Genomic DNA, 14,018 nt, shown 5'->3' with positions numbered 1-14,018 from the left:
CTGCCGGCCAAGATCGTGAAGATGCTCAATTTCGCAGTCTTTCACGCCGTGCTCCCCTACGAAGCACGGTTGAACGGTTCTGTCCAGCTGTGGCATCGGGGTTTGGGTGTGGTCATTCACCCCAATACTTCGATCGGAGTTGGCGTCCAGATCGCTCAGAATGTCACTGTTGCCTCCGGTGACTGGGAGGTATCGGAGGAGCCGACCGTTGTGATCGGCGACAAGGTCATGATCGGTGCCGGTGCCTTCCTGTCCTCCAAGAAGGGGCAGGTGCTGCGCATAGGTACGGGGGCGCGCATAGGTGCCAACGCCGTGGTCACCAACGATGTGCCGGCATGGACAACGGTAGCTGGGCCGCAGGCTACGGTGCCGTCCGTTCGTCCGGCCGAGGACTGACTTGCCCTCGATCTCAGGCACTGAACGCAACCGGGAAGTCCAGTAGTGTCATCCGGAATGAAACGTGCGCTGATCACTGGCATCACCGGACAGGACGGCTCCTACCTTGCGGAGTTGCTCCTGTCGAAGGGCTATGTCGTGCACGGACTGATACGTCGATCGTCGACGTTCAACACCTCGAGGATCGAACATCTCTACACCGATCCACACGACCCCGGTCGCCGGTTGTTTCTGCACTACGGCGACCTGACCGACAGTGCACGGTTGGTGTCCCTACTGATGGAGATCGTTCCCGACGAGATCTACAACCTCGCGGCCCAATCCCACGTGCGAGTGAGTTTCGACGAGCCCGAGCACACGGGGGCCGTCACCGGGCTTGGGTCGGTTCGTCTACTCGAGGCGGTGCGGCAGTCGAAGATCGAATGCCGTTACTACCAAGCATCCAGCTCGGAGATGTTCGGCTCGACCCCGCCGCCACAGGGCGAGAGCGCGCCGTTCCACCCCCGATCGCCGTACGCCGCCGCGAAACTGTATGCCCACTCCATGACACAGATGTACCGCGAGGCGTATGGGTTGCACGCTGTGAGCGGCATCCTGTTCAACCACGAATCTCCCCGGCGTGGCGAGACTTTCGTTACTCGCAAGATCACCCGCGCCGCGGCCAGGATCAAGATGGGGCTCGAGAAGCGGATATATTTGGGCAATCTGGACGCAGTGCGAGATTGGGGTTACGCACCCGAGTTCGTCGAGGGGATATGGCGAATGTTGCAGATGGACGATCCTCGGGATCTCGTTCTGGCGACCGGTGTGGGAACGACCGTGAAGGAGTTCGCACACGCAGCGTTCGCACACGCCGGACTCGACTGGCAGGAGCACGTCGAGTTCGATGATCGGTACCTCCGCGCCGCGGAGGTCAACGCTCTGATCGGCGATGCATCGGGTGCACGGGCTGCGTTCGGCTGGAACCCCACTGTCACGGCAGACCGTCTGGCCGTGATCATGGTCGATGCCGATCTCGAGGCGTTGCAGTCCACGGGAAGGCCATGGATCGACCGCCCCACCATTGCGGGGTGGCCGTGATCGGGCCACTCGATCGGCGTGCGCCGATGTACGTTGCCGGACATCGTGGTCTGGTCGGTTCGGCTGTGTGGCGTGCTCTCGAGAATGCAGGTTTCTCGAATCTCGTCGGTCTGACGTCGAACGAATTGGACCTGAGAAACAGGACCGATGTGTTCGACTTCTTCTCCACGCGTCGCCCCGTCAATGTCGTCCTGGCTGCGGCCAAAGTCGGTGGCATCATGGCCAACGACACCCAACCCATGAACTTTTTGTCCGACAACCTGCAGATTCAGGTCAACATCATGGATGCCGCGGTCGAGTTCGACGTGGACCGTCTGCTGTTTCTCGGCTCGTCGTGCATCTATCCCAAACATGCTCCGCAGCCGCTCAAAGAGGACTATCTGCTCACCGGGCATCTCGAACCCACCAACGATGCGTATGCGATAGCGAAGATCGCCGGCATCATCGGCGTGCAGTCCGTCCGCAAGCAGTTCGGCCGGCCCTGGATCTCGGCAATGCCCACCAACCTGTACGGGCCGGGAGACAACTTCTCTCCGCAGACCTCTCACGTCCTGCCCGCCTTGATTCGTCGGTTCGTCGATGCCCGCGACCGAGGATTGACTTCGGTGACGAACTGGGGAAGCGGTTCTCCACGCCGTGAATTCATGCATGTCGACGACATGGCATCGGCGTGCGTCCATCTCATGGACCATTACGACGGTCCACGACACATGAACGTAGGAGTAGGAGAAGACCGATCCATTGCCGAGATCTCGGCCATGGTCGCCGAACTCGTCGGGTACGGCGGGCGGGTTGTGTGGGATACCTCGAAGCCGGACGGCATGGCGAGGAAGTTGCTCGATGTGAGCGCACTGCGCGATACCGGTTGGGAACCGACGATCGAATTTCGCGAGGGTCTTTCGGCGACGGTTCGCTGGTACCACGACAACCTCGAGACCATGCGATCATGACATCGACGGCGTATTGAGGGGCCTTTGATGTCTGTCGTTTCATCGTGGCACGCAGGGACCTCGGTCGACGATCATCGTCATCCCAACACGTCCAGGCGGCGGCTGTTGTTGATCGCAGTCGGTGCAGCCTCGGGGTTGCCTCTCGCGAACTACACGGTGACCGGCTTGTCGGTGCTCTGTGCGCTTGTCGTCCCTGCGCTGATGTTGTCGGTGTCCATCGGCCGCGTGTGGATCCCGACGGTCCTGTCGCTGCTCGGGTTCTGCGCGTACGCAGTGTCCGCCACAGTCAACGGCCTTCCGGATAGTGGCCCCAACTCGATCGTCTTTCTCTCGCTCGCCCTCTACATCGTCGGTATTGCGTTGGTGTGTCAGCGCATCGAGGACGTGTGCGCGATACTCGTCGGCATCGGAATGGGTACCGGAGCCTTCTATCTGTTCGTCGGCACACCGTTGACAATCGGAGGAGGACTGGCCGCCAACTGGAAGTACGGGCTCGCGCCGGCCGTGACCGTCGCAATCGTATACTTACTCGTCATTCGTGGGCGATCAACCGCTGCAATCGCTCTGGCGCTGGTGATGCTCGCGGGGGTGAGCCTCGCTCTGAACTACCGTTCGCATGCCCTCGTCTGCGTACTCGCTGCCCTACTCTTGGTGATCAGCGGGCGGCGGCTCAGGCGTCATCGCCCGCTGGTCGTCATCGCAGCCTTGGCCGCAAGCGTGTCGGCCTATACCTTGCTTCTGCCGATCGCGTCGCGATCGGGCCTGTTCGGCACCGCCCTGCAAACCAAGGTGTCCGCGCAGCTGGGTGAGGGCGTCCCGATGATTCTGGCCGGCAGAACCGAGGCCCCGTTGTCGCTCACCGCGATCATCGAAAAGCCGTGGTTCGGTTGGGGTAACGCACACAACATCCCGGAGTCCGTCTTCGTGCATGCTCGTCGACTGGCACTGGAAATCGGCTTCCCGCAGCGGTTCACATTCGACTTCGTCTGGCGGCTACCGGACGGCTCGGCATCGTTTCACTCGATCCTGCTGGGTACGTGGGCCGAGGCAGGCGTGATCGGGATGCTGTTTCCGTTGTGGTTACTCGTATCGTGTTTGGTCGTCATCGTTCGATCGGGACAAGCCGGGCGATGGATGCCCGTCACTACCCTCGTCGCTGTACAAGCATGCTGGGATCTGCTGTTCTCTCCGTGGTCGTACAACCTGGCAACTGTGTTCGCAGCCGTGGCGGTTCTGTGTGTGATGTTGCGGCCGAGGAAGACTGACGACGTCGGGCAGAACGCGTGACCACGGTCAGCGTCGTGATCCCGACCGTCGGCCGCAGTTCCCTTTCGGGCGCTGTCGATTCTGCTCTGCAGCAGAGCTTCTCGGTCTGCGAGGTGATTGTGGTCGCCGATACCGCTGACGAGCTCGGCCTCGCCGCCAACGCCAGGATCAAGGTGCTGCGGTGTGGACCGGGGGCGGGCGCGCAGAGGGCGCGTCAAATCGGGATCCGCGACGCCGTCGGCGATGTGATCGCGCTTCTCGACGACGATGATCTTTGGCATCCGTACAAGATCGAGGCTCAGATGCTGCTGCTGGAAGCGAGTGGACCGTCGACGACGATCGTGTCCTGTGCCTGCGTTGTGCGCCGCCCTGACGGCCACGAGAAGATTCTTCCGCGCGTTGCCATCGAACCGCGTCAGGACATCGCCGAGTATCTGTACACCTACTCGCTCCATCGGTCCGGCCTCGGAAACGGTGTGGTGCAAACGTCCACGTTGCTGTTTCCCGCCCAGCTCGCGCTGGATGTGCCGCTCGACGAGCGAGCCGACGCTGTGCACGACGAATCAACCTGGCTCCTGGCCGTTCGGTCCAAGTATCCGCGGACGCGTATCGAGCAACTGAACGATCCGTTCGTGATCTATCGAGTAACACCGAATTCGTTGTCCAACAACGGAAAGAATGACGTCTCCAGATACCTGGACTGGGGGCAGGAGCATCTGCACGATGCAAGCCCGCGTGTTCGTGGCGATTACTACTTGACCAGCCCTGTCGCGGCGGCAGCCTCGGCTGGGTCGACGTTGGGTATCCGGCAGGCAATTCGTGTTGGCTCGAATCGAGGGTCACCGGGCATCTGGGCGGTGCTGTACGCGGTGGCCAAACTGCTCACGGTGTCGGTTCGGGCGGTGCGTCAGCGATGACTCCGAACGAGCAGCTACCCGTTGTCTCGGTGATCACCATCTCCTATCGTGATGCCACCGGACTCCACGCCACCGTCGACAGCGTTCGCTCGCAGTCGTATCCGCACATCGAACACATCGTCATCGACGGGGGATCCGGCGATCACGTCGCGAGTTATCTTCGGACTCAACAGCATCTTCGGTACTGGCAGTCCAAGCCGGACGGTGGACGATACGACGCGATGAATCAGGGATCGGACCACGCATCGGGCGACATCCTGTGGTGGCTGCACTCGGGTGACACCTTCGCTGACGCGGATGCTGTGCAGTGTGCCGTAACAGCACTGTCCAAGAACGGAACTCGTGCCGTCGCAGACCGTTGGGGCTATGGGAAAGTGATGCGTCGGCTGGACGGCGCTCCGCTGGGGCAGTGGGGGTACATGCCCTTCGATCGAACTCGTTTTGCGTTGGGTATTCGCCCCATACCGCATCAGGCGGCGCTCATCGGGCGTGAGATCTACGTGTCGCTAGGCGGGTACGACACCGACTTCGGGCTCGCCGCGGACCAACTCTTCATGCTGAGAGCTGCGCTGATGGCCGAGCCCGACCTGGTTCCGGCAGTGCTCACCGATTTCGATGCCTCGGGCGTGGGATCTGTGCGCCCCCAGAGCCAGCACTTCGCGGACGTTCGCCGTGCGTGGGATATTGCCGGCTTCTACCCGTACGGAAGCCGAGGCAAGTCTCGGCTGCTCTCGTTCTGGGTCGAATGGACGGCACGCACGAAGGCGGCGATCAAGCGCCCTGCCCGAGGACTTGCCCGGCTTCTGGACCGTCGGAACAGCCGATGAGCGCCTCACTGCCCGGCAGCCGGCCAGCTGCATCGCACATGCTTGATCAGGCCGAGCGTCGAACAATGCTGTATAGCACCCTGTTCCGAGTGGGTGGAACCCCGATCATCGCGGTGGCCGGACTCGTCACCACTGCCATCACGATCCGTGCCACCGGTGAGATCGGTTTTGGACTGGTAGCGCTCGTGGGATCGCTGGCTGTGTTGTTTCCGTTTGCCGATCTCGGTATCGGTGCCACCGTCACGACTGCCTGCGCACGCAGCGCGAACCTTCGAGAGGACAAGGCTGCGCAGGCCGTGATCGCTCGCGCTTATCGAGTGCTTGCGGGAGTTGCCTTGTCGGTCCTGGCCGTCGCCGTGACGGTGATGGCGGTCGATGGGTGGGAAACGATTCTCGGCATCCGGTCGGGTGCCAGCGACCGATGGGCAATATCACTCGCTGTCGCACTGTTCGGGTTGTCGATTCCGGCGGGACTCGGGTTGCGCATTCTCGTTGGGGTCGACCGGACACCAGTCGTGGTCCTGCTGATGATGAGCAATTCACTGCTGGGTATGACGACTGCAGTCGTGCTGTACGCGTGCGGGATCGACGGCATCTGGTTCGTTCTACCCCCGATCGTGGGTGCGCTCCTGGGGAACGCTGTGGGCACGGTGGTTGCGTTCCGCTCGACAGGGTTGCCGCCATGGTCTCGTGCAATTCGCCTGGCGGAGAACCCAGTAAGCGGATTGCTGGCCGGATCGTTGTGGATGTTCTTGATCTCGATCGGGATACCGTTCGGCCTTCAGGTTCAGCGTGTTGTCCTGGCGCATCGATCCACGCCGGATCAACTTTCGCAGTATTCGCTGTTCGCGCAGATGTACGCCATCGGCTGGACCGTATTCTCCACTGCTGCATTGACGATGTGGCCCATGTTCGTTCGGCGTCGCCCCGATGCCGGGGCCACGGTGACGTTGTGGCTCAGGGCAACCGCAGCGTTCGCCGCAGGGGGTCTCGTCATCGCCGCTGGACTGGTGGTTCTCGGCCCTTGGGTGGGGAAGACTCTCTCCACGGGCCAGATTGCCACCCCCGTTGCGTTGGCGTCGGCATTCGCTGCCCTGCTCGTGTTGCAATGTGCGCACCTGCCGTCGGGGATGTTGCTCACCACACCTCGGGAGGCGAGATGGCAAGCCGGGTGCATGGCTGCGATGGCCGCGATCACTCTCGTCGGTGCTGTCCTCGTCGCGCCCAGATTCGGCGCAATCGGCGTCGTCGTGGTGACTGCAGGCGCTGTGCTGATCGGGCAGCTGATCCCTGACCTCCTGGGTGTCCCGCGGCTCGTGAAGCAGCGTCGAACGATCGACGGGGTCACCACATGAGTGCGGTACCGATGTCGATCGGCATACTCGCGCTCAACTATGCGCCGGAGCCGACCGGGATCGCCCCCTATGTGAGTGATCTTGCATCCGGGTTGACCGAGCGAGGGCACTCGGTGGCTGTGTCGACCGGATACCCACACTATCCACAGTGGGCAATAGACCCGCGGTACGGCGGCAGGACGTTGCGCGAAATCGTCGGCGGTGTTCCGGTCACCCGCCTACGTCACCACGTTCCGTCGACGGCGGGAGCAGTTGGTCGGGTGCGGATGGAGACCAGCTTCGGAACCAGACTGGCGACGATGCCGTGGCCGAACGTGGATGTACTGCTTGCTGTTTCGCCTGCCCTGCTGGCCACCGGTATGGCTCTTCTGCGCGCCCGTGTCTCGGATCGGTCCACGCCGGTCGGACTCTGGGTACAGGATCTCTACGGGCCGGGAGCCAGCGAGACCGGGCTGGTGGGTAGTCGAGGTGCCCGGTGGACTGCCGCTCTGGAGTCCAGAATTCTACGGTCCGCGGATTCGGTGATCGTGGCACACGAGCAATTCGAGCAACAGCTGCTCGAGCGATACTCGGTGGACCCGAAACGTGTTGAAGTGATCCGAAATTGGACTCATCTCCCAGACCGTCCGCAGGTCGATCTCGCCAGCGCTCGTCGACGCTTCGGCTGGGCACCGGGGGAGACGATCGTGCTTCACACCGGCAACATGGGAGTGAAGCAGGAACTGGACAACGTGGTCGAGGCCGGCAAAGTGGTCGATCGGCAGGGCGCCCGCATCAGGTTCCTGTTGGTAGGGGACGGTAACCGGCGCTCTCACCTCGAACATGCCGCTCGCGGAGTGCGATCGATCGAATTTCTTCGACCGTTTCCCAGTGAGGACTACGCGGCAGCGCTTGCAGCAGCGGACGTGCTACTGGTGAACGAGAAGCGTGGGCTTTCGCAAATGTCGATTCCCAGCAAGCTGACATCGTACTTCGCAAGCGGTACAGCCGTTCTCGCCGCAACGGATGCCGGCAGTATCACCAGTCGTGAAGTCGAGCGATCCGGTGCCGGAGTGACGGTGGCGGCAGGGGACCCGCAGGCGCTGGTCGACGGAGTACGTACTTTGGCGTCCGACACCAGGCACGCGCAGTCCCTCGGCCGACGGGGTATCGACTATGTCGATCGAAACCTGACGCGGGTCGCGGCACTGGACAAGTTCGAAGCATGGGCCCGTCGTATCGTCGAGAGCACCAGCGACCGGAGGAACCACTAGATGGCGTATTCCAGAAGCAAGGTGTGGCTCCTGCGCCTCGGCTACGTGTACGCGTATCCGCTCAGGTTGGGAGTCGCGCTCGCACGCGCAGACGAGGTGGTGCGTGCAGACGTCGACCGGTGGATCGACTGCGTCGGTATCGCCGACCTGCACGACCTCGGCCCCTTCGCGAGATTCTGTTACCTGTCGAGCGCGTTGCGTGAATTCAGATCCCTTCTGCACTACCGCCTGCGCAGTGCCCCCTTGCCCGTACGGGCGATCCTCCGCGCGCTCTACAGGGGTGAGCCCACGCTGATTCTCGAAGCCGATGCGATCGGCCCGGGTCTGTTCATTCAACACGGTTATGCCGCATGTATATCGGCCGAATCCATCGGGTCCAACTGTTGGATCAACCAGAATGCGGTGGTCGGCTATTCGGTGCACGGTCGACCCACGCTCGGCAACGACGTGACCGTCGGACCCGGTGCGGTGGTCACCGGTCCCATCACCTTGCACGACGGATGCCGAATCGGTCCCAATGCCGTCGTGTTTCGTGATGTGGCACCAGGCACCACCATGCTTGCTGGCGCTGCTGTGGCGAGGAAGGCAGAACAGTGACCCACAACCCGAACGGCTCTGGCCCTACTCGCTCCCTGGCGGGGTTTCGAGGCGACGGGTACGACAAGGGGCGCGGCCGGGTGGTGCAAGCCTGCTGGTTGCTGATTTCAGGTGCCCTGGTGATGAGGTGGTGGTGCCCCAACTCTGTTCGTATCGCCGTTCTTCGGATGTTCGGCTCCCGGATCGGCCCCGGTGTCTCTATCCGGCACCGGGTGCGGATTCACTGGCCTTGGAAGCTCACGGTTGGAGCCGACAGTTGGATCGGCGAGGGGACATGGATTCTCAACCTCGAACCCGTCGCTATCGGACATGACACCTGTGTATCGCAGGAAGTGTTGCTCTGCACCGGAAGTCACGACAGGAACTCGCCCACTTTCGAGTTCGACAATGCACCGATTCTGCTGGGCAACGGAGTGTGGATCGGTACCCGCGCGACGGTGTTGCGCGGCGTGACCGTCCACGACAACGCGGTAGTGGGTGCTACGACATTGGTGCATCGAGACGTCCCGGCCGGCGCTGTTCTGAAGGCACCGCTGTAGCGATGCGAATCCTCCACGTGGTCACCCTCGTCTCACCCGACGGGGCATTCGGGGGGCCTGTGACTGTCGCGTTCAACCAAGCCGCCGAACTGGCCAGGCGCGGTCACGATGTGACAGTGTGCGGTGGCACACGGGGATACGAAGCAATTCCGACAGAGCGAGACGGAGTTGCGCTTCAGCTGTTTCCTGTTGTGCAGCTACCGAGGTTGGGGTTTGCTGGAATGACGTCGCCCGGCCTGGTGCGTTGGGTGAGAGCCAATGTCACCGATTTCGATGTGGTTCATGTTCACTTGGCTCGAGACTTGGTGACGATGCCGATGGCGCTGATGGCGGTACTCAGAGCCGAAAAAGTGGTGGTTCAAACCCACGGGATGGTCGTTTCCGACACGAGGTTGTCGACCAAGGTGTTCGACCGGTTGCTGACGCGGCCGGTGTTCGCGCGTGTGGCCGCCGCCCTGTACCTGAACGACCGAGAGTTGAAGTCGCTGAGGAACATCGGCGGCCACGGCTTGTCCTGCGTCGAACTGATCAACGGTGTGAAGCCCTACGAGACGAGGGATCCGGCAGCGGAAACTTCCGGGGAGGTCGTTTTCGTCGGACGATTGCACCGGCGCAAGAATGCTCCTATGTTCGTGGCAGCGGCGCACCTGCTCATCGAACGGGGATCGGCTGCGCACTTCACGTTGGTGGGACCAGACGAAGGTGATGGGGCCGCGGTATCGGCCGCCATCGACGGCGAACAGCAGATCTCCTGGATTGGAGCGCTCGGCCCGAATGATGTTGTCGACTTGCTCCGCAAGGCTGCGATCTACGTCCTACCCGCAGTAGACGAGCCCTTCCCGATGACCGTTCTCGAGGCGATGTCGGTGGGCCTGCCTGTGGTCATCACTACGTCTTGTGGTCTTGCCGACTTCGTAACCGAGCACGGTGCGGGTTTGGTGGTCGACGCCACGGCTGCTGACATCGCAGGCGCGATCGACGAGCTGTTGGCCAATCCCGATCGAGCACAGGCCATGGCCGCCCGAGGCCGACAGGCAGTACGCTCTCACGCGAGCGTCGACGCCGTGGTGACCAAACTCGTCGCATACTACCAGTAACCTGTTGACGGACAACGGAATGCGCAACGTGATGGCATGTCCCCAGTGAACGGGTCCGCCCTGTTCTAGAGTCTTGTTGCCCATGAACAGGGCAGATAGGACGATGGAGAACATGGCTGGACGGAAGCGGAACTCGGCAGAGGACCTCGTGCGCAAGCTGCGGCGGGCCGACGAGTTCACCGCTGCGGGCAAGACACAAGATGAGATCGCCGCCGCACTATTTGAGCCCCGACAGGTTCCTGCGGGCCCGGCCGCTATCGGCACGGCCGACGATCAGACCTGCCGGATTGCGGTACGACGCCGAAATCTGGCACTTAGCTCACGCCCTTCAGTTTCTCGCGTTATGCACCCGTTGGCGGGGGTCGGTCGAACGGATGACTCGACATGCCGATCGGTCCGGTTTGCGGCAAGATCGCGCGAATGACAGAACAGCGCCTGGACGAGAAACCGGCACGCACGAGTCGGCTCGACTGGGTGGACATCGCCAATGACGAGGCTCAGTGAAATTCCCCAACCGCGCTCACCGAAATTCCCCACTCGTGAGCGGTCTTCACTGTAGTGGTTGGCGGGTTCCGGTGGTGGCTTTGCGGAGCTTCTCCGATCTGGCGTTGTGGTCTCGTAGGCGGTAGGAATCGCCGTCGAGGTTGAGTACGACAGAGCGATGCAGGAGCCGGTCGAGCATGGCTGCTGCGACGGTGTTGTCACCGAGCACTTCACCCCAGGATCCGACACCGCGGTTTGTGGTCATCACGATCGATGTCTTCATATACCGTTGCGAGACAACCTGAAACAGTGCCGACGCTGCCTCACCGGGTAGCGGTAGGTAGCCGAGCTCGTCGATCACCAGCAGCGTTGGGCCGGCATAGAAACGCATCGTCGTTGCCCAGCGCCCCTCCAATGCAGCTCGATGGCAGCGGGCAGCGAGATCGGCCGCGGTAGTGAAATACGTCCGATACCCCGCATGCGCAGCAGCCCTCGCGAGCCCGACCGACAGATGCGTCTTCCCGACCCCGGGCGGGCCGATGAGCAGCACATTCGTCGCCGTCTCCAAGTATCGGCAGGTCGCGAGCTCGTCGATGAGCTTGCGGTCGACACCGGCTGCGGCGTCGTAGTCGAAGTCCTCGAGCGACGCCGGCGTAGGCAAACACGCGAACCGCAACCTGCCGGTCAACCGGCGTGCCTCGGTGGCCTCGACTTCGATCGACAGCAACCGATCCAATGTCGCTTGCCAGGGTGATGGGACCACCTGATTGCCAGTGGGTAGGGACCACCGTGGCGCGTTATTGAGGATGCTCGTTGTCGGTGGTGGCGTCAACTGTTCCGGGTCGGGTGCGTTGGCGGTAGGACGGTCCTTCGATGACGAGGGTGTGCGCGGTGGAGGTCAGTCGGTCGATGGCGGATTGAGCGAGGAGGGTGTCGGCGGTCATGGTCAGCCACTCCGCCGGCTCCCGGTTGGAGGTGACGATGGTGGTCTTCTTGCGGTGGCGTTCGACGATGAGTTCGTAGAAGTCGCTGGTTTCGGTGGCATCGAGTGGGCGCAGCGCGAAGTCGTCGATGATCAGGACTTCGATGGCGGTCAGTCGCCGGATTTCGGCGTCGACGGTGTTGTCGAGTCGGGCCGCTCGGAGTCGGGTGAACAGTTTGTCCGATCGTGCGAACAGGACACTGTGTCGACGGCGGATGGCCATGTGTCCCAATGCTGTTGCCAGATGCGTCTTGCCGACTCCGACGGGTCCGAGGATGATCGCGGACTGGTGAGCATCGAGGAAGCGTAGTGAGGTCAGATCTCCGAGCAGGGTCCGGTCGTATCGGAGATCGTCGTGGGTGTTCCAGTCCTCGAACGCCATCGCCGGATCCAGTCCTGCTTTGGTCGATCGCAATGTCGCCGAACGGGAGTCGCGGCGGTTGACTTCGTCGGAGAGGAGTACTTCGAGGAACCCGATGTGGCTGAGTTTGTGTTGCCGAGCCAGGGCTGCTCGTTCGGGGAGCGTGTCGGTGAGCGCGCCGAGTTTGAGGGCCTTGAGCAGTCGGACGAGGTCTGTGCCGACCGGTTCGGTGGTGGCTGGGGTGCGAGTGGTGGTCATGAGTGTCCTTCCGTGGATGCGGAGCCGGCGTCTACGACGGTCAGTGATGGTGTTGTGGTGGAACGGAATTCGGATGGGTCACGAGAGAATCGCGTCGATGCCTGTCCGACCGCTGCCGGTAAGGACGGTGCTGTCTTTTCGGTGGCCCGCTCCAACATGGACGCGATCTTGGTGACCGAGACGACATCGAGATCCAACGACAGTGAGCAGGCCTGTTCGACCCGCTCGGCTCCGTAACGTCTCACCAACCCTTGCAGCCGGTAGACACTACGAATCCGCGTCCAGGGCAGTGGGTCATCGAGGATCCGTTCGGCGTAGATCCCGATGTTGCGGCCATGGCCGTTGCAGGTTCTGATCAGTGAGGTGACATCGCGTAATGCGTAGTCGGACTTGTGTTCGGGGAGGTCGGCGCGGTCGGTACTGCGCCCACCTGCAGGTTGGCGGGGATGGATCTTCACCAGGGTGCCGCGGTGATAGAACTTGACCAGCTCGGTGTCGGCCCGGACCGACAGTGTCGAGCCGATCCACTGCTGCGGCAACGAATACAGTGCCCGCCCGATCTCCGCGTGGAAGTCGCGGTGGACTTTGACGTCCTTGAAGATCGGCACGTCGTACTCCGGCGGCACCGGAAGCAGTACCGGCAGTTCGGAGTCCTCGAATACCTCGCGCGGTCGGGCGCATGTCGTGCCGTGAATACGCATACCCGCGGTGCTGCTGCACCACCGAACCGCCGCCTCCTGCGCTTGCTCTAGACTGTTGAATCGTTCACCGGCCCAGAAGTTTCCGCGCACATACTGCACGGTGCGTTCGACTTTCGGTTTGTCCTTCGGCGAGCGCACCCGCGCCGGGTCGGTGATGAACCCGACGTGGGCGCTGTAGTCGAGCCATCCATCGCTCAACCGCGGAGCGATCGGGTCCGCCCTCGTGACAACAGGTTTGAGATTGTCCGGGATCAAGACCGCGAACACGCCGCCGAAGAACTTCCATGCTGCTTCGCAGCCGGCAATGACCGCCACCAACGTCTGCGAATAGCTCAGCCACACGAACATGTGCCGGCTGTAGACCGCGGTGAAGATCAGGGCGTGGACTTTGCGGGCCCGCCCGTCGTCGGGGTCGGTGAGCATCCCCAGATACCCGAAGTCGACCTGGCATTCGATCCCCGGTTCGCCGTCGACGACGCGGACGGTGAGGTTCTTGCGGCCGAAACCACACATCTCGGTGGAGAACCGGTGCAACGTCCGGTACGGCACCACGCATCCTTGACGGGCAAGGAGGACTTCGATTTTCGCGATCGTGAGCGGCTTGCGTTCACCGTCGCCTGCCACCCACTTGGTGATCTGCTCCTGATGGGGCACCAGTTGCTCCCATGCCGCGCCGTGACCGTGCGGCCGGTCGGGCCGGACAGTGGCGACGACCGCTGCGATCACCTCGTCGCTGACCGCGCCGGCATCGTCGGTTCTGCTCAGGCCGGCTGCTTGGGCTGCCTCGACGTAACGGCGGACCGTCTTACGATCCACACCGGCATGCTCGGCGATCGTGCGCAGCCCCGGAGCCGGCAGTGCCGCCGTCCCGAGCCACAGCCGTAGTACTTCTCTGATTTCGTTCACACTGATCTCCCGAAAAGCCATGCTCACCGACCTCCGTGACGGACTTCGTG

General features: G+C 62.5%; 13 protein-coding genes and 1 pseudogene. 11 read left to right on the top strand and 3 right to left on the bottom strand.

What is annotated here, in order from left to right; all coding sequences use genetic code 11:
- Positions 1-21 precede the first annotated feature (21 nt).
- The 11 genes from AYK61_RS13725 (at position 22) to AYK61_RS13675 (ending at position 10,277) form a co-directional block, all read left to right on the top strand.
- A complete protein-coding gene (locus AYK61_RS13725; RefSeq protein ID WP_147458326.1) occupies positions 22-396 on the top strand; it encodes a serine acetyltransferase in 375 nt (124 codons plus the stop codon).
- A gap of 57 nt (positions 397-453) precedes the next feature.
- Positions 454-1,476, top strand: a complete 1,023-nt coding sequence (gene gmd, locus AYK61_RS13720) for a GDP-mannose 4,6-dehydratase (RefSeq protein WP_121872736.1) — start codon at positions 454-456, stop codon at positions 1,474-1,476.
- Positions 1,440-2,426, top strand: a complete 987-nt coding sequence (locus tag AYK61_RS13715) for a GDP-L-fucose synthase (protein ID WP_121871164.1) — start codon at positions 1,440-1,442, stop codon at positions 2,424-2,426. The genes gmd and AYK61_RS13715 overlap by 37 nt, the downstream gene beginning before the upstream one ends.
- 27 nt (positions 2,427-2,453) lie before the next feature.
- On the top strand, positions 2,454-3,713 hold the full coding sequence (locus AYK61_RS13710) for an O-antigen ligase family protein (protein ID WP_121871163.1): 1,260 nt from the start codon (positions 2,454-2,456) through the stop codon (positions 3,711-3,713).
- Complete coding sequence (locus AYK61_RS13705; RefSeq protein WP_121871162.1) at positions 3,710-4,609, top strand: glycosyltransferase family 2 protein; 900 nt, start codon at positions 3,710-3,712, stop codon at positions 4,607-4,609. The genes AYK61_RS13710 and AYK61_RS13705 overlap by 4 nt, the downstream gene beginning before the upstream one ends.
- The gene (locus tag AYK61_RS13700; RefSeq protein WP_121871161.1) at positions 4,606-5,436 is read left to right on the top strand and encodes a glycosyltransferase family 2 protein; all 831 of its coding nucleotides are present in this window, start codon (positions 4,606-4,608) and stop codon (positions 5,434-5,436) included. Before AYK61_RS13705 ends, AYK61_RS13700 begins: the two co-directional genes overlap by 4 nt.
- Before the next feature lie 65 nt (positions 5,437-5,501).
- Positions 5,502-6,791, top strand: a complete 1,290-nt coding sequence (locus AYK61_RS13695) for a lipopolysaccharide biosynthesis protein (protein WP_259468048.1) — start codon at positions 5,502-5,504, stop codon at positions 6,789-6,791.
- Positions 6,788-8,044 carry a glycosyltransferase gene (locus AYK61_RS13690; protein WP_121871159.1) on the top strand — a complete coding sequence of 419 codons (1,257 nt, stop codon included), beginning with the start codon at positions 6,788-6,790 and terminating at the stop codon, positions 8,042-8,044. The genes AYK61_RS13695 and AYK61_RS13690 overlap by 4 nt, the downstream gene beginning before the upstream one ends.
- Positions 8,045-8,641 carry a serine acetyltransferase gene (locus AYK61_RS13685; protein WP_183130272.1) on the top strand — a complete coding sequence of 199 codons (597 nt, stop codon included), beginning with the start codon at positions 8,045-8,047 and terminating at the stop codon, positions 8,639-8,641.
- Positions 8,638-9,180, top strand: a complete 543-nt coding sequence (locus AYK61_RS13680; RefSeq protein ID WP_121871158.1) for a putative colanic acid biosynthesis acetyltransferase — start codon at positions 8,638-8,640, stop codon at positions 9,178-9,180. The genes AYK61_RS13685 and AYK61_RS13680 overlap by 4 nt, the downstream gene beginning before the upstream one ends.
- 2 nt (positions 9,181-9,182) lie before the next feature.
- A complete protein-coding gene (locus AYK61_RS13675) occupies positions 9,183-10,277 on the top strand; it encodes a glycosyltransferase (RefSeq protein ID WP_121871157.1) in 1,095 nt (364 codons plus the stop codon).
- Positions 10,278-10,827: 550 nt separating this feature from the next.
- Here AYK61_RS13675 and istB (AYK61_RS13670) read toward each other — a convergent pair.
- The 3 genes and pseudogenes from istB (AYK61_RS13670) to istA all read right to left on the bottom strand — a co-directional run.
- A pseudogene (istB, locus tag AYK61_RS13670) lies at positions 10,828-11,496 on the bottom strand (IS21-like element helper ATPase IstB); the annotation flags it as partial.
- A 61-nt stretch (positions 11,497-11,557) separates the two neighbouring features.
- Complete coding sequence (gene istB, locus AYK61_RS13665) at positions 11,558-12,361, bottom strand: IS21-like element helper ATPase IstB (RefSeq protein WP_121869744.1); 804 nt, start codon at positions 12,359-12,361, stop codon at positions 11,558-11,560.
- Positions 12,358-13,989, bottom strand: coding sequence for an IS21 family transposase (gene istA, locus AYK61_RS13660; protein WP_121869745.1), 1,632 nt, complete (start codon positions 13,987-13,989; stop codon positions 12,358-12,360). The genes istB (AYK61_RS13665) and istA overlap by 4 nt, the downstream gene beginning before the upstream one ends.
- Between the last annotated feature and the right edge of the window lie 29 nt (positions 13,990-14,018).

Origin of the sequence: Rhodococcus sp. SBT000017 (genome assembly GCF_003688915.1) — a bacterium.
Taxonomy (GTDB): domain Bacteria; phylum Actinomycetota; class Actinomycetes; order Mycobacteriales; family Mycobacteriaceae; genus Rhodococcoides.
The sequence above is the reverse complement of the archived record's forward strand: the minus strand, read 5'-3'. Positions and strand labels throughout refer to the sequence as shown.